12 protein-coding genes are annotated in these 21,029 nt (G+C 57.6%); 6 read left to right on the top strand and 6 right to left on the bottom strand.

The features are described 5' to 3' along the window. Nucleotides 1-63: 63 nt before the first annotated feature. A complete protein-coding gene (locus K227x_RS01760) occupies nt 64-1,503 on the top strand; it encodes an IS4 family transposase (RefSeq protein WP_145167793.1) in 1,440 nt (479 codons plus the stop codon). Nucleotides 1,504-1,767: 264 nt separating this feature from the next. Here K227x_RS01760 and K227x_RS01755 read toward each other — a convergent pair whose 3' ends face one another. The 5 genes from K227x_RS01755 to K227x_RS01735 all read right to left on the bottom strand — a co-directional run bounded on the left by K227x_RS01755 (nt 1,768) and on the right by K227x_RS01735 (nt 11,130). Further along, nucleotides 1,768-4,104 carry a PVC-type heme-binding CxxCH protein gene (locus K227x_RS01755; protein WP_145167792.1) on the bottom strand — a complete coding sequence of 779 codons (2,337 nt, stop codon included), beginning with the start codon at nt 4,102-4,104 and terminating at the stop codon, nt 1,768-1,770. Further along, the gene (locus K227x_RS01750; RefSeq protein WP_145167791.1) at nt 4,101-5,312 is read right to left on the bottom strand and encodes a c-type cytochrome; all 1,212 of its coding nucleotides are present in this window, start codon (nt 5,310-5,312) and stop codon (nt 4,101-4,103) included. The genes K227x_RS01755 and K227x_RS01750 overlap by 4 nt, the downstream gene beginning before the upstream one ends. Before the next feature lie 40 nt (nt 5,313-5,352). Then, the gene (locus K227x_RS01745; protein ID WP_145167790.1) at nt 5,353-6,717 is read right to left on the bottom strand and encodes a DUF1552 domain-containing protein; all 1,365 of its coding nucleotides are present in this window, start codon (nt 6,715-6,717) and stop codon (nt 5,353-5,355) included. Next, complete coding sequence (locus tag K227x_RS01740) at nt 6,698-8,800, bottom strand: DUF1592 domain-containing protein (RefSeq protein ID WP_246146440.1); 2,103 nt, start codon at nt 8,798-8,800, stop codon at nt 6,698-6,700. The genes K227x_RS01745 and K227x_RS01740 overlap by 20 nt, the downstream gene beginning before the upstream one ends. Before the next feature lie 71 nt (nt 8,801-8,871). Further along, nucleotides 8,872-11,130, bottom strand: a complete 2,259-nt coding sequence (locus K227x_RS01735) for a sulfatase-like hydrolase/transferase (protein WP_145167789.1) — start codon at nt 11,128-11,130, stop codon at nt 8,872-8,874. A 180-nt stretch (nt 11,131-11,310) separates the two neighbouring features. On the opposite strand from K227x_RS01735, the gene K227x_RS01730 reads away from it, so the two are divergent. The 3 genes from K227x_RS01730 (at nt 11,311) to K227x_RS01720 (ending at nt 17,590) form a co-directional block, all read left to right on the top strand. Next, on the top strand, nt 11,311-12,786 hold the full coding sequence (locus tag K227x_RS01730; RefSeq protein ID WP_218933698.1) for a sulfatase-like hydrolase/transferase: 1,476 nt from the start codon (nt 11,311-11,313) through the stop codon (nt 12,784-12,786). Nucleotides 12,787-15,767: 2,981 nt separating this feature from the next. Next, complete coding sequence (locus K227x_RS01725; protein ID WP_145167787.1) at nt 15,768-16,538, top strand: phytanoyl-CoA dioxygenase family protein; 771 nt, start codon at nt 15,768-15,770, stop codon at nt 16,536-16,538. Continuing rightward, a complete protein-coding gene (locus tag K227x_RS01720; RefSeq protein WP_145167786.1) occupies nt 16,538-17,590 on the top strand; it encodes a Gfo/Idh/MocA family protein in 1,053 nt (350 codons plus the stop codon). The genes K227x_RS01725 and K227x_RS01720 overlap by 1 nt, the downstream gene beginning before the upstream one ends. Nucleotides 17,591-17,611: 21 nt before the next feature. Here the strand turns inward: K227x_RS01720 and K227x_RS01715 are convergent, their stop codons facing one another. Beyond that, nucleotides 17,612-18,163 carry a hypothetical protein gene (locus K227x_RS01715; protein WP_218933697.1) on the bottom strand — a complete coding sequence of 184 codons (552 nt, stop codon included), beginning with the start codon at nt 18,161-18,163 and terminating at the stop codon, nt 17,612-17,614. 6 nt (nt 18,164-18,169) lie between these two features. Between K227x_RS01715 and K227x_RS01710 the strand changes: the two genes are divergently transcribed. Both K227x_RS01710 and K227x_RS01700 read left to right on the top strand, forming a co-directional pair. Further along, nucleotides 18,170-19,396 carry a PP2C family protein-serine/threonine phosphatase gene (locus K227x_RS01710; RefSeq protein ID WP_218933696.1) on the top strand — a complete coding sequence of 409 codons (1,227 nt, stop codon included), beginning with the start codon at nt 18,170-18,172 and terminating at the stop codon, nt 19,394-19,396. A 1,207-nt stretch (nt 19,397-20,603) separates the two neighbouring features. Then, the gene (locus tag K227x_RS01700; RefSeq protein WP_145167782.1) at nt 20,604-20,783 is read left to right on the top strand and encodes a hypothetical protein; all 180 of its coding nucleotides are present in this window, start codon (nt 20,604-20,606) and stop codon (nt 20,781-20,783) included. Nucleotides 20,784-21,029: the final 246 nt, after the last annotated feature.

Below are 21,029 nucleotides of genomic sequence, written 5' to 3'. Positions count from 1 at the left end.
TGAAATAAGCCAGGCTCCCCCCAAAATCCTCGACTACATCGTCGAAAGAAAAGGAGCCTGGCTATGAGTAACAGTGGCAAGGATGCTGCTTCGAAACAGAAGCAATCAATGACTCAAGGTGAACAGCTGGCCAAAGCGATTCGCTGGATCGCCAACGACCAATTATTCGCAAAGGTTCGTGTTCACGGCAATGCCAATTGGGTGCCGACTCACTTGATGCAGGTCGCAATTCTATGGGTTTGGAGTAGTCAATCATTGCTCGTCGAATCCACCAAAGACGCGATCAAAAGTGTCGAGAGCTTATTCGGTACGACCGGGATTCATTCGTATCAGACGCTGATCACTGCACTGCAGAAGTACACCGAGCAAATCCTTCCGCCACTGGTCCAACGAATGCATCATTTGATGGAGAAGACAGATCAAGCAAGTTTTCGCATTGGGATTTGGTTGGTGTTGGCCGTCGACGGTTCCCGCTTGGATGCTTGCCGAACCCTGGCCAACGAGAAGCGGTTCTGCAAGCCAAAGAACAAAAGGGGATCGAAGAAGAACAAGAAGAAGAACAAGCGTGGTCGACACGCCAACAAACGAAAACCGGTGAGCAAAAAGAAGAACTACAATCCGCAGCCCGTCGGTCCTCAAGTCTGGCTCACGCTACTGTGGCATGTCGGACAGCGATTGCCATGGGCATGGAAAATCGGACCGAGTTATTCCAGCGAACGAGCCCATCTGTTGGAAATGCTGAATGCTTTAGACCTACCGAAAAACACGCTCATCTGCGGTGATGCTGGTTTCGTCGGCTACGACTTTTGGAACGCGATCGACAGCCACGGCCATCACTTCCTGACGCGTGTCGGAAGCAATTGTCGCTTCCTGAAGCAACTTGGACGGGTTCGCGAACGTGATGGCATCGTGTACTGCTGGCCGAAAGAAAAACAGCAACGCAAGCAGCCGCCGTTGGTCCTTCGGCTACTTCGCTTTCACGACGGACGTGGCGAAGTCTATCTCGTCACCAACGAATTGAACTTACGCAAGTTAAGTGATTCGCGTGCTGGGGAAATTTATCGAAAACGCTGGGGAATCGAAGTGCAATTCCGATCCTTAAAGCAAACTTACGGTCGTTCGAAACTGCTCGGGCGAACGCCGGATGTCGTCGAGCACGAGTTAACCTGGTCGCTTGTCGGTCTTTGGATGGCGCAGTTACTGGCGCTTCGCGAACAAATCGATCGGATCGAACCGGCGGCTCAAACGAGCGTCGCGATGGTGTTACGAATATTGCAAAACATCCTGCACTGCCCCAACGAGATACCCGCGCGGGGCGAATCGCTTCGGAGTCTCTTGGCCGGTGCGTTGACGGATACATACGACCGCGCAAGTAAAAAGAAAAGTCGCAACTACCCACGCCGAAAAGAGGAACCCCGGACCGGCCCACCCACAATTGAACTCGCCACCGCAGAGCAACAGAAGCTTGCCAAAGCTGCACTGGACCTCTCAAATGCAGCATGAAAAATTTCCTTAACGGCGTTGCCCCTCACCCCAACCCTCTCCCCCAATCCCATCCAAGTCGAACTTGGATGAAACCGGGGGAGAGGGGGCTAAAAAAGGGACCAGTGTGCGGAGCCGATGTAGGCCGGATCAAGGAGCGGAGCGACGCGGATCCGGCAAGCGCCCACACCAAGCGTCAGCCCCCCAGTCCCATCCAAGTCGAACTTGGATGAAACCGGGGGAGAGGGAGCTAACGAGGTGCCAGAAGGTGGGGACATGTGGCGTTCATTCGCTGACCACGGAAACCTGGCTCCAGTATGCCCATTCGTTGTGCCAATCATTGGCACTGTTCTGGATCTCCAGCCGGACCTTGCGTCCCGCAAACTGGCTTAGGTCGACGGTGACGGTTTGCCACTGGTCCGCGCCAACTGATTTCGCACCAATGACCTGATCCGCAACGACCTTGCCTGCTGCCAAAACTCGCAATTGCCAATCACCGTGCGGGTGATGGCTGACCTTCATCTGCAGCTTGGTCGACTTGTTGGCGGGCACGTCGATCTGGCGAGTGAGACTGCACGGTGTTTTTCGATCCAGCGGGTGTGTCTGTACCGCAACCGAATTTCGGAACACACTGTGATGCACCACACCGCCTTCGCCGACATTGCGAACGGTAAAGCCAGGGGCAACCTTGCCAATCCACTGCTGCCAATGGGCACTGGGCTTTGGCTTGTCAGGCTGGTCAACGGCAGCGGCCGAACCGGACAGCAATCGGCGGGCAACAAACTCGGGCAACCTTGGCAATTTGCCCTCCACTGCCAGCTGAAGAGATCGGCGGGGATTGTCCTGCACCATCGGTTCCAGTGCGAACCAGATCATCCGAGGCAAGTTATTGTCGTCGACGTCTTCAGCATGCGAAGCTAGCCCGGCCAAGATGGACCATCGATCACCAAAAGGCAAACGCTGAACCGCCGATGCCAAGTACAGTCGCACCACCGGGGATGGATCATCGTGTGCCAACCGCACAAACGCGTCCAGAATTTCCGTGGTCAGGCCCGACTGCTGGGCCGAATCGATATCCTGGAATGCATTGACCTCACTCTGATCGCAAAGAAACTGAATCGCCCATGCCCGCACGTACGGATCCTGATCCTTCAACAGCGACGCGAGCGCAGCTTGATCGATCCCGTCGGTGACGTGCAACGCCCACATCATTCGAAGCCGCTTTGCCGAATCGGTCGCCGATTCGAAAAGATCATTCAGCATGGCGTGAACCAATGGCCGATCGAGTTTCCCTGACGCGTTTCGCGACTGCAACAACGTCCTAGCGTGTCGGACGTACCAATCGTTGGAATGCATCTGCAAGTCGACCAACTGCGAATCTGACATCGCTGACAGATTGGGCGGCGGCGTCATCGGCGCATCCTTTGGCATGATGCGATAGACCCGCCCGCTGTTGGGAAAATTGATCGCGTTGCCACAGACGTCGGTGTCATGCCAATCCAGGATATAGACTCCGCCTTCGGGGCCGACCTCGACACTGAACCCTACCCATGCCAAATCATTCGCAGGCATAAAGTCGTCACCGTGTTTGCCGATAAAGCTGGATCCACGGGGCACCATCACATCGGTCAACACGGCGTGCTCGTGAATATTGCACATGAACAACCGGTCGCGATACTGCGACGGAAAGGCATCCGCCAGATAGAATCGTGCGCCACCATGGGCCGACAAGTGAGTGTGATCGCGGATCGTTTGGATGTCGTCATAGATGTGTGGATTCACATGAGGCAAACTCTGCTTGTGATAGACGCCCCCCTGAACGACATGAAACAAGTGAGGGATCACACAGCAGGTCGCAAAAGCCTGCCCCTGGTTGTTGAAATCGAATCCCCACGGATTTGAAAGTCCGCGAGCAAAGATTTCGAACGTTTTTCGGGTCGGATGGTACCGCCAAATTCCTCCGTCGATGAACTGGCGATCCGCATCGTCATCACCGATATGCCCAACCCGTGATTGCGTGAACACGCCATGGCAGCCGTACAGCCAGCCATCGGGCCCCCAGATAAAACTATTCAGCGTTTCGTGTCGGTCATTGATCCCCCATCCATCCAACAGCGGCTGGGGTGGCCCATCGGGAATGTCGTCGCCATCCGCATCGGGGATGAAGCTTAGGTTGGGTGGCGACCCGACAAACACGCCGCCAAACCCGCAAGCCAACCCCGAGGTGAATGTCAGTTTGTCGGAGAACGTCTTCTTGGTGTCGAAAACACCATCACCATCGGTATCCTCTAGGATCTGGATCCGGCTAACCGGATCGTCGGTGTGTTGACGCCGCGTTTGATAGTTAAAATTTTCGGCAATCCACATCCGGCCACGATCGTCAAAACAGAACGCGATCGGCTCGGCGATATCGGGTTCCGATGCGAACACCGACACATCAAATCCGTCGGGAATCGCCATCTTGGCAACAGCCTGGTCGGGCGTCAGAAACGGCGCTTCACTTGTCCTGTGCTGTTGTTTCGGAAGCGTGTTGTGTGGTTCGGTCGCGGGCGCCGCGAAACCGATCGCCAACACCAAGGGAACCGAAGCAAACAACACTGGCCGATGAAAACGATTGGTCATTTTGCGAGTTCCACTTGCTGAGTCGTTTGCAGATACTTGATCAGGTCGATCACCTGTTCCGATTTCATTTGATCCAACTGACCATCCGGCATCATCGATTGAGGCGATACACGGCGAGTGTCGATGTCTTCTTTTGCGATCACCACGCGAGGCTGTTCGGCCGTTTTCAGCACCACGCGAATCGCGTCCTCTTCGGCTAGCACTCCGTTGATCAACCGGCCACCGACGGTCAGAATCTGAACCATTTTGTAAGCGTCCGGGACGTCATAGCTGGGGTCGACACTGTTCAGCAGGATGTAGTCCAAATTGGCACGGTTCGAACCGGTCAAATCGGGGCCCACCTTGCCGCCTTCGCCATACAACAAATGACACGCGGCGCAGGTCTTTTGAAACACAACACGCCCTCGTGAAGCATCCGCCTTTTGGATCGCATCGGGTGTGATCATCGCCTTGTACTTGGCAATCAAACGTTCCCGATCCACCGCCACCGCCCGCACGTCACCGTAGATTTCGATGAATGGATCGCCAAGAAGATCGGCAAGCGAACGTGCAATGTGTGGCGGCACTTCGCTGCGTTGAACGATCCCCTGCCGCATCGCGACCAACAACGACTGGGCGTACTCCTTGCGCGTGGCAAGCGTTTCAACCACGGCACGACGCAGGGCCGAAGACAGTCGCGGATACTTGCCCAACAGGATGGACGGCGCCGAATCTTTCGCAACCATGGAATACCCGCGGATAGCATCCAGCGTGAATGCAGGATCATCTAGCAACGAATCTAACAACTCGGGCACACGATCGTTTTGCTGTGTCAGCAATGATCGCAACGCCGATCTTCGTTGGCCGATGTCCGCGGTTGCGTCCGTCAACAAGGCCAACGCACGTGCGGTTGCTTCCGCATCCCCGAACACGCGGGAAAGCTGACTCGACAATTCACGCACTTCGGCGTTGGGATTGTCGGTCAATCGGGCACTGGTTTCACGCCATCCAGGTGGCGGCATGACATTTCGCCGACCTTCCAAACCGCTCAACATCCCTCGCATCAGCGCACTGCACACCGCAGGGTCACCGAGGTTGGAGTCAATCGTTTCCACCAACAGGGCAAGCGATTGCGATTCACTGGCAGTCCCCGACGCCAAGGGCATGCAGGCGACCGCGTAGACCAGGATCAAAGTGGACAGCAACAAACGGTTCGAAACAAAGCCCATCACGGCTCCTATGGTGAATTGCGGGGATAGTCAACGACGATCAGACCACGAGACTGGAAATTTCGTCGGTACTATCGGCGAATCGGTCTAGATCGACTCCCATCAATCGAGCTTGCGTTAACCACAAGTTTGCTAGTGGAGTGCCTTCGGGCATGTTGATGTGTTGCCCCGACCGAACGCGTTTCCCGCCGCCGGCGACGACGATCGGAAGATCGTTGTATTGATGCGTCGATCCGTCTCCTAACCCCGAACCGTAAGTAAAGATCGTGTTGTCCAACAGCGAGCCAGATTCGCCTTCCTGGACGGCATCCATTTTTTGGACCAGATAAGCGAACTGCTGCATGTGGAACTGATCGAGTTTGACCAAGTCGTCAATCATCTTGGTCTGGTTGTGGGACATCTGATGATGGCTACGGGGCGAGTCGAACAGGTCTTCATACAAGAACGGCGTGTCCCAACGTTCAGGCCCGATCATGAATGTCGTGACGTTGGTCAGCCCAGTCTGCAGCGCGACCACCATCAAATCGCCCATCACGCGAATGTATTGCCCGCGCGGCATGTGTGCTTCGGTGGGTTCTTCGAAATCCACTTTGGCGAGTTCTGACTTCATCGTCTCCAGCCGATCCAACTGTTTCTCGATCGACCGCAACGAATCAAAGTACTCTGTGAACTTTTGACGATCGCTGTGCCCTAAATCCAGACGCAGATCGCGTGCGTCTTCCAGCACTAGATCCGTGATGTTTCGGTACTGGTCAATCTCAGTCGTGCTGAACAGACGACGGTACATTTTTCGAGGATCGCGGATCGACGGCGCCAGGTGCCCAGTACCGAACCAAGAGATATTGTCGAAGTAGATCGATTCTTTGTTATCGCGATGGCTGTTGCAACTGAATTCCAACGTCGGAAATGGCGTTCGGGTTCCGACATGGTCGGCAACGATATGATCCAACGTCCGGTCCAGCGGCCAGGCAGATCCTTTGACGGCAAACGGCGGGGCACTGCTGAGGTAACAACTGGCACACTGGGCATGCACATCGGTGCCTTGTTGGAACGTACGGTCCATTCCTGTGACCAGCGTGACCCGATCTTTGAACGCGTCCAGCGGTGCCATCGTCGGCGTCAATTCGTCCAGCGGCTTTGCAAAGAACTTGGGATCCTGTTTGCCAAGCGACTTCATCACGTTGCCCAGGTTGCCCTTGGGGATCACGTCGCCGGCCTCACCTGGAAAGAATGCACGCCGAACGACGCCAATGGGGACGTAGTAGTGCGCCATCCGCAGCGGAGGAGCAGCCTGGACTGGACTGGCAACAGCCAGACCTTCTAACCACGGCAGCGCCAAAGCGGATCCGCCGACACCACGCAGGAACCGACGTCGCGACTGCAACCTAATTTTCGCGTTGATCATGATTGTCCTGGTGGTGAGATGGATTCATCTTCATTCGAAACGGCTTGCTAAGAACGACGTTTCGGATCAGCGTCCCGATCCGGTAGTCATCCGCGGCAGCCGCAGCAGCAATTTCCTGGACCGCGGTGACGTCGGACGATTCCAGTTCTCTGGCCAGTGCAAACGATAACAGGTGACGCGTGAACCCTTGCGTGAAACGGTCTTTCTCGGCCAACAATGCATCTTTAAACTCGATCACATTCTGGAACGAATGCTCGTGAAACAAAGTATCGGCCATATCAACGTCGCGGCCGTTTTCATATTTTTCACGCCAAACCCCAATCGGGTCATAGTTTTCCAACGCAAAGCCAAGCGGATCAATCTTTTCGTGGCAACCACGGCAATCAGCCCGCTCGCGGTGCAGCGCCAATCGTTCCCGCAGAGTCATTTGTGCCTCGTCCGCCTTAGGTTCTTCCGACAAGGGCGGGACGTCCGCAGGCGGCGGCTTGGGCGGTTCGTTGAAAATCACGGTCAACAACCACGATCCGCGAGTGATGGGCTGAGTTCGCTGCGGTCCCGACGTCATCGTCATCACGGCCGCGTTGGTGATCACGCCTCCCTGACGCCGATCGGTCACCGGCAATCGACGGAACGTCAACGCCATGACGTCGTTACCGCGTCCCTGCTTGCGATCCTGTGGCGACACGTCTTCCCGATAGGCATCACGCAATAGCATCGATCGGTACGTAAAGTCCGAATCAATGAACTGGGTAATCGGCAGGTTTTCGATCAGCACCGTTTCGAACAGCAACAGCGGTTCAACCATCATGTGCATGCTGTTTCGATACTTCGCATAGTAGAACTTCGGAAAACGTTCAGGGTCTGGGTTCGCCGAAACGATTCGTTCCAATTGCAACCACTGGGCAGGAAAGCTATCGCAGAAACGCTTCAGTTTCTTATCGGACAACATCCGGTCCACTTGCCCGACCAATACATCCGGTTCAGTCAAACGGTGCTGGCTAGCCAAGCGAAGGAGCTCTTCGTCCGGCAGGCTGCCCCAAAGAAAGAACGACAAACGCGTAGCCAGTTCAAAGTCATCGAGCGGCTCCGGCCCCTCTTTGTCGCTGGCTTCGTCATAGATGTACAGAAACCGGGGCGAGGCGATGGTGGCGGCGGCAACGGACTTCATCGCTTCGGTAAATCCCAGCCCCGCATTGATTTGTGCATCGACAAATTTTGCGTAGCGATCCAACATGGCATCATCGCAGGGCCGACGAAACGCACTGGTCAAAAAAGGAGCCAAACGTTGGCGGACGACTTCACGCCGCTGGGCATCATCAGACAAATTCGGATCGGCGAAAAATTCGGCCCAGATGCCAACACGCTTGGCTGTAAAGTCGGGGCTCTGTGTCACCGATTGCCCGAGCGTCAAAAAGGCTTCCATCAACAGCGGCGATAGCGACAGATGGTCGCCGCGGTTATCGAAACCATGCTCGGCGCGAAGATCCTGCGGGAACGGAGCGACGCCCTGCAAACGCGGTTCGATCATTTGCGATTTCCCCAACGGCCGGCTACCGACCATCACGGTGTCAGGCATCACCCCTGACGCAGGATCGAAATAGCCTTTGTGTTCGCGCATCATCCGTTCCGGCAACGAAAACACCACGCAGTTCAACTGAAACAGATCTCGCACAGCATTGTCGTACTGGAACCGATTCATCCGACGCACCGGCGCATGCCCCACCCGTTCAGCGGACGCCTGGCTTAGCAACTGTTTCAGAGCGCCGGCCAACTTGGCTCGATCTTCGGCCTCGATCACCGACTCATCCGGTGGTGGCATTTCGCCGGATTCCACCACCCGGATCAGATCAGGCAACCATGACTGATTCCCCAGTTCGGACACGGATCCGACGAACGGCAACAAGTCAACGTCGCCGTTGACCTCCCCGTTTTGCCCGTGGCACTGCACACAGTGATCGCGGACGATGGCCCCAATGGGTTCGGGATGCGTGTCGGCTAACCCGTTCTGTGCCGCAAGCATCAGAACTGCAGCGACGCCGGCGTATCGAAAGACGCTTGAAAGTTGCGTTGAAAAAATCGCCAAGGTGGGTCGCCATACGAGAGTGGTGGGGTCAGCCATCATAAGATCCGAGACCGCCGGTTACAAATCGAGAATTATCGTTCCTGTGCGACAAGAGTCACCGTCGACTGTGAATACTCGATTCCAAAGCGTCGACCGTCTCCCGCGACAACTTCGTCACCGGCGTTGGCGAATCGGCCTGTGATTGCTTGGGATTCGATGACGGCGAACGCACCCCCGGGAATGGGACGAAACCCGGCGGTCGTTTCGATCGCGAGCACACCATCGAGGTTGGCGTGTCCGGTGACTGAAAGCACCGAGTTCCCATCATTTGTCAGTGACAATTTTAGCCTGCCCTCGGCCGACTGATGATAGTCGCCATGGACGACTAGCTTGGGGCGATTGGTGCCTGTCACGGCAACCAGCCCGTCGTTGTAGAGGGTGCCATCGATCGTTCCTTGGCCAACCAAGGTGGCGGTGGGTTGAATATCGATCCAACGCAGCGTCGACACGACAGCGTCATGAACCGTCAACCTAGCATTTGCAGCCAACCGAATTTCATTGCGACCAACCAAGTTGACACCGGGCCCAAGCAGCAACGATTGGCTGGCATCCGCACCGCCACGAATCTCCAGCCCCAGAACTTTTAGGTCGGAGTTCGCAACCGCGACGTTGTCACTGTCGCCATCATTCCGGATCCTTGCCACCCATGACAACTGCGGCGAACCCGGATCCTGCATGTAGGTGATGCCAGCGTTGGAGTACTGGTAGTCGGACCAGTTGTCGGGATCATCCGTCGAGGCACCGTCGCGGCCTGTCCAGCGGTGATACGTGTTGGCGAATCCTTTTGGCTCGGCAACCCGTTCGCCCAACAGCAGCGTTTCCATCTCGCTGACCAAGTCGGGATGATCGGCTGCGATATCGGTTGTCTCTGCCGCATCCGCATCCAGGTCGTAAAGTTTCAGCGGGGATCGTTTGGAACGCACCAGTTTGTATTTGCCACGAATGATGGATTGACCATTGCTCGCTTCGTGGATGATGAAATCCCGATGCCGTTGATGTCCTTTGCTAAGCAGAGTCGGCGCGATCGACACACCGTCGATTCCCAGCGGCACCGGCACGCCAGCCAGTTCACAGAAAGTCGGCAACAGATCGGTCACGTCGACGACCATGTCGCTATCGGTCCCCGCCTTCAACACCGTGTTGGTCGAAATTTTTGCTGGCCACCGCATCAGAAACGGGACTCGAATACCGCCTTCTTGAATCATGCCCTTGGTACCGCGTAGACCACCGTTTGCGTTCAGTTCAACATGACTGCCCCCACCGGGGCCTCCGTTATCGGACTGAAAAATCACCAGCGTATTGTCCGCGATCGAATCCGATGTATCCCCATCGTTGTTCGGGTCATCGAGCGCCGCCAACAGATTGCCAAAGTGGGCGTCGATACGGGTCACCATGGCTGCCCACTGTCGAGTCTGATCCGAGAGCTGCGAAAACTTCGGATCGTTGGCGTATCCTTCGTCCCACTGTGGCAGCGACGCGATCTCACCGAAGGGAGCGTGAGGGATCTGGACGGCAAGAAGTCCATGGAATGGTTGCCCGGTGCGATTGTAGTTCTGACCCTGCGTGCGCACGAAATCCAATGCAGCAAAGGCGTACGAGTCGTCACAGTAGGCCGTCGCAGGATAGTCAGCGTGATTCTGATTTGCCGGCGCGTTCGGATAAGACACGTTGCCCTGATATCGCGTCATCGAATTGGGCACCAACTGGATGCCACCAACAGCTCCGGGCACCGCAGGCGCACTCCACAAAGTCGGCTGAAAGAACGTATGCGCACGCACGTGATGGAGTTCGGCCAACACGTGCGTATAACCATGCTGGGTTGGCAACGTCTGCACGTTCTGGATGACTGGATCGACCTGATCCTTCGATCCGCCATACCCCCACTTGCCCCAGTATCCCGTCACATAGCCGGCCGCCGATAACACATCGCCGACCAACACGTCATCGGCACGCAGTGCTTTCCGAGCGTTGTCGGGATCGTTGCGATCGGCAAAGGTATGCCCCTGGTGAAAACCTGTTTGCAGGGATGATCGAGCGGGAGAGCAAACGTGACAGCCATAGCCACGGGTAAAGTTGACACCCTGGGCCGCAAGCTGATCCAAGTTGGGCGTCCGCACGTACGGCAACCCCTGGGCTTTGCGAGCGGCCTGGCCATTGGGCCCGATGGATCCCCATCCCATGTCGTCGACATAGAAATACAAAATGTTCGGGCGTGCCGAATCGATCCCATGGGCCCCCTTGGCCACCAAAACAGAAAGCGTCAAGCCGAGCAAGAAGATGCAGTGTTTCATAGCGAGTTTTTCGTAAATGCTGGCCGAAATAGAACTTCCCCCCAGCGTAGTCGATCGAGCCAGCGCGGGGACGATCGAACGACTATCCTGTTAGCACCAAGCCTGTCTGGCAGGCTGGATCCCCTCGTCGTGATCGGGGCAATACAATACGAACCGACCCGCCCCCCCACGCCATCCCGAATGACCATCCAGCCGATGCTAACCTTCCGCAGCAAACCAGCCACTTGCCTGTTAGCGACCTTCATCCTGCTGACGTGCTGCCCATCGTCCCGAGGCCAGCAACCAGCGATCGAAACGAACCATCTCCGCCCCAATGTTGTGGTCCTGTTCATCGATGACATGGGGTACGCGGATCCGAGTTGCTTCGGAAACCCAGCCATGAAGACTCCCAACATTGACCGACTGGCCAATGAGGGCATTCGTCTGACGAACTTTTATGTCAATTCGCCCATCTGCTCTGCTTCGCGAGTGGCGTTGACCACCGGCCAATATCAACAGCGACATCGGATCCATTCGTACCTTGCCACTCGCGAATCAAATCGCGATCGCCAAATGCCGGATTGGCTAGACCCATCGGCTCCGACACTGGCCAAGCTACTGAAGCGTGCCGGGTATCGAACCGCACACTTTGGAAAATGGCACATGGGCGGTGGCCGCGACGTCGGCGACGCTCCGCTGCCCCAAGAATATGGCTTCGACGAATCCCTCGTTTCCTTCGAAGGACTGGGCGATCGGATCCTGTGGCAGAAAACGGGCAATCAAGAACAGAGCTGGGAACACGGCCGGGGTGAAATTCTGGACTTGCCCAAGCACAAGACAACCGAAACCTACGTGGATCGATCGATCGACTTCATCACGCGGAACCACGACCAACCGTTCTACCTACGTGTCTTCCCCAATGACGTGCACGATGGGCACGCACCGTCGGATGAACAACATCAAAAATGGGTTGGTACGTCCAAGAATCCTCCGGACATCGAATTCTTTGCCGTGTTGGACGAGATGGACCGACAGATTGGCCGACTGTTGACCGCGATCGATGACCTGCAGTTAGCCGACGATACCTTGATCTTGTTCACCAGCGACAATGGGCCCACCGACTGGCCTCGCTACTACAAGAAAGGTTTCGATCCGCCGGGTTTCACTGGACCATTGTTCGGTCGCAAGTGGAGTCTGTACGAGGGCGGCATTCGCATGCCATTCATCGCTCGCTGGCCTGGCAAGATCGCGCCCGCTACCACCGACGACCGCACGGTCATGGCGGCAATCGATGTCCTGCCAACGATCGCATCGATCTGTGGCGTGGAACCCACCGAACCAACGGACGGCATCGACATGTCCGGGGCGCTATTGGGAATGCCGACGGACCGTGATGCTCCGATCTTCTGGGAGTACGGTGTTCACGGCAGCATCCAACCAGGAAACCCAGACCACATCAGCCCGCCACTGGCGATGCGTGACGGGCGATGGAAGTTACTGATGCATCCTGATGGCACGTCCCTGCAGCTATTCGATTTAAAGAACGACATCGGCGAACAAGCCAGCGTAGCCCAATCGCACCCCACCATCGTGAACGCCATGAAACCGCAACTCGAGGCGTGGTGGAAACAGATGTCAGCCTATTACGACACCCCGAAAGGCCGCAGCGCCGAGTAGTCTGCGGGGATCCCCCCAATCGTTTAACCGTGTGCCCAGCGGGCCACGCGTTTCACCTATGCACGCGTGGGGCGTTGCCCGCACGGTTAAACGATTCAGCAGCGGATCACACGACACGACGGAACCTCACGCGGTGCGGCGTCCGCTGTCGTTTAACCGTGTGCCCAGCGGGCCACGCGTTTCAACCCAAGCACGCGTGGGGCGTCGCCCGCACGGTTAAACGATCCAGCAGCGGATCACACGACACGACGGAACCCCACGCGGTGCGGCGTCCGCTGTCGTTTAACCGTGTGCCCAGCGGGCCACGCGTTTCAACCCAAGCACGCGTGGGGCGTTGCCCGCACGGTTAAACGATCCAGCAGCGGGCCACGCGACACAGCGGAACCCCACGCGAAGCGTCGCCCGCTATCGTTTAACCGTGTGCCCAGCGGGCCACGCGTTTCACCCAAGCACGCGTGGGGCGTTGCCCGCACGGCTAAACGATCCAGCAGCGGATCACGCGACTCGACGGAACCTCACGCGAAGCGGCGCCGCTATCGTTTAACCGTGTGCCCAGCGGGCCACGCGTTTCACCCATACACGCGTGGGGCGTTGCCCGCACGGTTAAACGATCCAGCAGCGGATCACACGACACGACGGAACCTCACGCGAAGCGGCGCCCCTATCGTTTAACCGTGTGCCCAGCGGGCCACGCGTTTCACCCATGCACGCGTGGGGCGTTGCCCGCACGGTTAAACGATTCAGCAGCGGATCACACGACTCGACGGAACCCCACGCGAAGCGGCGCCCGCTGTCGTTTAACCGTGTGCCCAGCGGGCCACGCGTTTCACCCATACACGCGTGGGGCGTTGCCCGCACGGTTAAACGATCCAGCAGCGGATCACACGACACGACGGAACCCGACGCGAAGCGGCGTCCGCTGTCGTTTAACCGTGTGCCCAGCGGGCCACGCGTTTCAACCCAAGCACGCGTGGGGCGTTGCCCGCACGGTTAAACGATTCAGCAGCGGATCACACGACTCGACGGAACCTCACGCGAAGCGGCGTCCGCTGTCGTTTAACCGTGTGCCCAGCGGGCCACGCGTTTCAACCAAGCACGCGTGGGGCGTTGCCCGCACGGCTAAACGATTCAGCAGCGGATCACGCGACACGACGGAACCTCACGCGGTGCGGCGTCCGCTGTCGTTTAACCGTGTGCCCAGCGGGCCACGCGTTTCACCTATGCACGCGTGGGGCGTTGCCCACACGGTTAAACGATCCAGCAGCGGATCGCACGACACGACGGAACCCCACGCGAAGCGTCACCCCCTATCGTTTAACCGTGTGCCCAGCGGGCCACGCGTTTCACCCATACACGCGTGGGGCGTTGCCCGCACGGTTAAACGATCCAGCAGCGGATCACGCGACACGACGGAACCTCACGCGAAGCGGCGTCCGCCGTCGTTTAACCGTGTGCCCAGCGGGCCACGCGTTTCAACCCATACACGCGTGGGGCGTTGCCCGCACGGTTAAACGATCCAGCAGCGGATCACGCGACACGACGGAACCCCACGCGAAGCGGCGTCCGCTGTCGTTTAACCGTGTGCCCAGCGGGCCACGCGTTTCACCCATGCACGCGTGGGGCGTTGCCCACACGGTTAAACGATCCAGCAGCGGATCACGCGACACGACGGAACCTCACGCGAAGCGTCGCCCGCTATCGTTTAACCGTGTGCCCAGCGGGCCACGCGTTTCAACCCAAGCACGCGTGGGGCGTTGCCCGCACGGTTAAACGATTCAGCAGCGGATCACACGACACGACGGAACCTCACGCGAAGCGGCGTCCGCTGTCGTTTAACCGTGTGCCCAGCGGGCCACGCGTTTCACCCATGCACGCGTGGGGCGTTGCCCGCACGGCTAAACGATTCAGCAGCGGGCCACACGACACGACGGAACCTCACGCGGTGCGGCGTCCGCTGTCGTTTAACCGTGTGCCCAGCGGGCCACGCGTTTCACCCATACACGCGTGGGGCGTTGCCCGCACGGTTAAACGATCCGGCATCGGGCCACGCGACTCGACGGAACCTCACGCGAAGCGGCGTCCGCTATCGTTTAACCGTGTGCCCAGCGGGCCACGCGTTTCAACCCAAGCACGCGTGGGGCGTTGCCCGCACGGTTAAACGATTCAGCAGCGGATCACGCGACTCGACGGAACCTCACGCGGTGCGGCGTCCGCTGTCGTTGAACCGTGTGCCCAGCGGGCCACGCGTTTCACCCCATACACGCGTGGGGCGTTGCCCGCACGGTTAAACGATCCAGCAGCGGATCACACGACACGACGGAACCCGACGCGAAGCGGCGTCCGCTGTCGTTTAACCGTGTGCCCAGCGGGCCACGCGTTTCACCTATGCACGCGTGGGGCGTTGCCCGCACGGTTAAACGATCAGGCAGCGGGCCACGCCTTTCACCCATGCACGCGTGGGGCGTTGCCCGCACGGCTAAACGATCCAGCAGCGGGCCACGCGTTTCACCCATGCACGCGTGGGGCGTTGCCCGCACGGTTAAACGATCCAGCAGCGGATCACACGACTCGACGGAACCTCTCCCGGTGCGTCGCCCGCTATCGTTTAACCGTGTGCCCAGCGGGCCACGCGTTTCAACCCATGCACGCGTGGGGCGTTGCCCGCACGGTTAAACGATCCGGCAGCGGATCACGCGTTTCACCCATACACGCGTGGGGCGTTGCCCACACGGTTAAACGATCCGGCAGCGGATCACGCGTTTCACCCATACACGCGTGGGGCTTTGCCCGCACGGTTAAACGATCCAGTAGCGGATCGCTGGACGCGGTGAAACGACTCCGATGTGGATCGCACCGAAGCGTCCCTCTTCTTCACTGGACTTGACAGTACGTTTTTTGAGTCGTTTACTCGTTGGTGTGCACGCCATTGAAATCGGGGTCGCGAAGCCGACGACTGATTCACAACAATCCCAGGTCATGCCATGCCAACCACCGACCAAGTTCAAGATTTTCATCGCGACGGTTACGTGTTGATCCCCAATGTTTTCGACGCCGATGAAATGGCTGGCCTGCTCCGCTATTCCAAAGGTGATCGCAAACTCGATGCGGAAGCGATCACTCGAAAGGATGCCACCGGTGGCGAGAGCCGATTGGCGCTTCGCAATCACCTGGACGACGATTCCATGTACACGGCGATCGTGCGTTCGCGCCGCATCGTCGATCCAATGGAAGCGTTCCTCGGTTCCGAAATCTATCACTATCACCACAAAATGATGCTGAAGGAGCCGCGTGTCGGCGGTGCCTGGGAATGGCATCAAGACTATGGGTATTGGTACGACTTCGGTTGCTTGTACCCCGACATGGGCAGCGCATTGCTGGCGGTCGATCGAGCCAACCGAGAAAATGGATGCCTGCAGGTCTTGAAAGGTTCTCACAAGATAGGCCGGGTCGATCATGGCAAGTCGGGACAACAGGCCGGGGCGGATATGGTGCGAGTCGAACAGGCAATGAAGCACCATGAACTGGTCTACTGCGAAATGCAGCCGGGGGATGTCCTATTCTTTCATGCCAACCTGCTGCACCGCAGCGACAAGAACGAAAGCGAACATCCGCGTTGGTCATTGATCTGCTGCTACAACACACGACATAACGACCCGTTCATCACCGGCAAACATGCCAGTTACGAGCCCTTGCAGCGCTGGGATGATGCACGCGTCGGTAAGCGATTGACTTCCGAATCGGTGTCCAGCTGATGACTCGCATTGCAATGCTGGGCACTGGCCTGATTGGATCGTCCTATACGCAGGCACTGCACGCCGGGCGCAGCCGCGACCGTGTCCAACTGGTGTATTCACGATCGCCGGAGAACGCGGCGGCGTTCGCTGCGAAGTGGGGCGTTGACCGCTGGACGGCAAACCTGGATGACGCAATCGGTGACGATTCCACGGACGCCGTGATCATCGCGCTGCCGAACGACCTGCACGAACGGGCGGTGATGGCGGCAGCCAAAGCGGGCAAAGCCGTGCTGTGCACCAAACCGCTAGGACGCAGTTCCGCTGAAGCGTTGCGGATGCTGCGCGCCGTAGAAGCCGCGGGCGTGTTCCACGGCTATCTGGAAGACTTGGTCTATCCGCCCAAAACACTCAAAGGCCTGCAATCGGTTCAGGCCGGTGACCTGGGCCGAATCCTGTGGGTTCGATCTCGCGAAACGCACCCAGGACCGCATAGCGATTGGTTCTGGAACCAGCAACGAGCCGGTGGAGGTGCCATCATAGACCTAGGCTGCCACTGCATCGAAATCGCACGCGCGTTCATTGGCAAAGACATCCGCCCGGTCGAAGTCGTGTGTTGGGGCGACACGCAAGTGCATCCGATCGAAGCGGAAGATCATGCCATTGGCATGGTTCGCTATGAAAACGGAGCGATCGGTCAATTCGAGGTCAGTTGGGCATTTCGCGGTGGCATGGACCTGCGCGACGAAGTCGCCGGCACCGAGGGCACTCTGTGGCTGAATCACTGGCTACGCACAGGCATGGAAATGTATTCGGCGAAGGACAGCGCCCAGTGCACCACCGAAAAATCGGAACGCAGCGGTGGCTGGATGTTCCCGGTCGGCGATGAAGTCGCGGCGTTGGGATACAACACCATGTTCACCGACATGCTGGACGCCATGGACCAAGGACGCCAGCCCTCCGAGACGTTCTACGACGGATACGTCGTGAACGCCATTGTCGACGCTAGCTATCGGTCGATCCAATCGAAACGTTGGGAAACGATCGACCTACCGATTTGGCGTGGGCGGTAGGAACGCTTCGCCAGGGGCAGCCTAGTTTGCGGTAAGCGAAGACTCGATTCTGCCGTCGTGCGAAACATCCACGTCGAAGACGCTGCGATTGCCCCCGTCGATGCGAGTGGCTTCCTGCCAGCCGAGATAATAGATGCCGCCGAACCGGTCGAAGGTCGGCTTGGAATTCAGTCCGCTGGGAACGAAAGGCATTTCCTTTGCCACGTCCCATGCCACGGCATCCACACTGCTAGTGAAGTGGTAGTTGCCTCCGTCGTTTCGACAGATCGCCATCCACGTGCCGCCGAGAAGGCGATTGACGGCCGCCTCACTGAGTTGTTGAGACTGGGGCTGGTTGAAATGGCCGAGAACCTCGAAGGTAACACGGCCGACACCAACAGCGAAACCGATCAGGTGGCCAGCTCCGTTTACGTTTCCGTGACCTTCCATGGACGCATCCCTCGCCAACCGGCGGCTCGGCTTTTTATGGTCTAATGCCACCACTTCAACCTGCCATGGTATGACGACAATCCTAACCGAACCAGCGAGTCGATGAACGCACCAGAAGAGACGAGCAGAGACGCTTCGGAGCATACGTCCATGCTGTTGGATGACCAGAGTTTCGAGTTCCAACTGGAACTGAAGAACCGTGCCCTTGGATCTTCTGCCGAGGGAATCACGATCAGCGATCCCAGCCAGCCCGACAATCCCATCATCTACGCCAACGAGGGATTCGAACGGCTGACCGGATACTCCCGCGTCGACGTGCTGGGGAAAAACTGTCGATTCCTGCAGGGCGAAGACACCGATCCATCCACCGTCGATAGACTCCGCGACGCCATTGGCAACCATCGCCCCGTGGTGGTCGAACTGCTGAACTATCGCAAAGACGGGACCAAGTTCTGGAACCGTCTATCGGTGACACCCATCAGTGACGCGAGCGGAAAGACGACTCATTTCATCGGCGTGCAATCGGACATCACCGCCCGACAGGAAGCCGAAGCGGCGTCGCGAGAAGCCAATGAACGGCTCCAGAAAGTCAGCCAGCGGATGAAGTGGGACCTGGAGGCCGCAGCTCGCGTTCAACAATCGCTGCTGCCTTCCGAACTGCCAAAACTAGATCGACTGAAAATCGCTTGGGCGTTCCGACCGTGCGACGAACTAGCGGGTGATTTCCTGAATGTGATCCCGCTGGACGACCGGCACGTCGCGCTGTACGTCGTCGATGTCAGCGGTCATGGGGTGGCAGCATCCTTGCTTTCGGTGACGATCGGACGACTGCTGACCTCCCGCGTCTCGACGTCGTCCCTGCTGGTCCGCCAACACAAAGGCGAGCTATCACCGCGGGTGACTGCCCCCAAAGATGTGGCCAAGGAATTGAATCGTCGCTTTCCAATGGAAGAGCAGAATGAACTGTCATTCACGATGCTGTATGGCGTGATCGATTTGAAAACGCTTCAGTTCCGATTTGTATCTGCAGGGCACGACCCCATCGTGCAACTACCCAAATCGTGTGCGCCGCGAATGGTTGAGTGCGATGGAATGACGATCGGTTGGGCGCAGGACATCGAGTTCGCCGAAGAGGTGATTCAATTGAAACCGGGAGATCGAATCTACCTTTACTCCGACGGTGTTCCCGAGGCGATGAACGGCCAGAACGACCAGTTTTCGCGAGAACGAATGCTCGATGTCATCACGGACAGCCGATCCAATTCACTGCAAGACAGTGTGTCATCGCTGCTGAAATCGGTTGAAGATTGGTGCGGTGAACGCGGTCCGATCGACGACGTTTCCATCCTTGGACTCGAAGTCACCGAATCAGAGTAGGCCGCCCCACAGGCGCCCCGGCGGGGGCAGCGCCGGATCCGCCACTTCCGATCACCTGCGAGCCCGCCCTTTGGCAAGATGAAGTCGTCGGCGTCTATCAACGCCCTTGGATTCGCAGTACTAACACTGGCGATTTCGATCGTTCATGCGAACGTAACGCCGGCAAAAGTGCCCGATCGGCGACACATCGTTCGAAACCGACGAACGGCTTCTTGGACAGTTTCGCTCTCGCGGACGACAACCCTTACGGTCAAATTCATGCGGCTTGGTTTGGCAAACTCCGATAGACAGGAACGATTGGGACAGAACCTCCCTAGCCGTTTGGGCGCTAGCGGGCTGTTGATTGAGTAACCCGCTGCGCGAGCGAGGGATTCGACGTGATCCCTCGCTCACGCAGCGGGTTATGATTTGCACGTTAAGTTCAGGAAAACGACTTAATCAGCAGGCCGCTAGTGACGGTTCAAGGATGACAAACCCAGGCGATCGCCCAAGCGGCTAACCAACCAGCAACGTAGCGAAAATCGCCAAGAGTTCATCGATTGAGTGAGCCGTGATCGCGTGAGCGGCCGGGAATCCCCCTAATGCCCGTGGCCTCACGGCCCGCGGCTCACCATTGCCGTTGAAAGTTCGACTCGATCGACAAACGCATCCAGAGTTCGGCCGGGGGTTCTGGAGCAACCGAACGTCTTGGCATTAGACGCCTTCGAGGGCTTACCGAATCTCCATAGCGGTGCGGCAGCCTGATTGAACCAGATCCCGCTAAACCTCCGGTTCAATGCGTTGCATCCTTTCACAGAGCGTCGTGCAGGAAGCGTCCAATGGCTCAGCGTGTTGCTTGTGGGCCGCGTGAAAGAGCGAATTTTTCACCGCAAGCCTTCTCGGCTAGCCAATGGTCTTTCACCAACATGTCCAACCGTTTCGCCAGAACAAACGAGGACAATCGGGAGATCCCTGGATGGCCGAACGTTCACCAATCTTGTTTCGATCGATTCGCGATAACCAACCCTGATCTGACTGACCAGATATCGAAACGATGAACTCTAATGCACTGCGATTGCCGATTCAGCAAACTCATTTTCGAGCTGCCCCCAACTTGGTGGCGACGGCAGTTTCGAGCTGTTAAGCTATCCCCACAGCGAAAAACAAATGGCGTGCCCCAAGCACCCTATGCTGGCCTTCCCCATTCATCCCCTCCAAGGACCTTAACATGAAGAAGTTTTGCCTTATTTGGATCGCTGTTTTCAGCGTTTCCACATTTTCCCTCGTCGGTTGTGGCGGATCCGGTGGTGACACTGAAGTCATCCGAGAGGTCCCCGAAGAAGAGCCGGAAATGACGGCTGCAGAAAGTGCGGCTTATGAGAAGTCGATGCGAGAATCAACCCGATAATCTCTGATCAGCGAGTCGCACCAATCGTCATCCAGTGAAACGGATCTGGTCTCGTCAGGTCCCCAAATCACGATTGGTTGAGGGGTGTTCGAATTCGCGGCTTAGCGGAACCTGAATCGCTATTTCAAAAGTGGGTGTCCTGTCGTTCTTCGGTTGCGAAGCAATCCGGCAACAACAGGACACCCGTCATGGATGACTTCCATCGCTGGATCCATTGAACGCTGGCACGCCTCCCAAAAATCTGCA

This window comes from Rubripirellula lacrimiformis, from assembly GCF_007741535.1.
GTDB lineage: Bacteria > Planctomycetota > Planctomycetia > Pirellulales > Pirellulaceae > Rubripirellula > Rubripirellula lacrimiformis.
The sequence above is the reverse complement of the archived record's forward strand: the minus strand, read 5'-3'. Positions and strand labels throughout refer to the sequence as shown.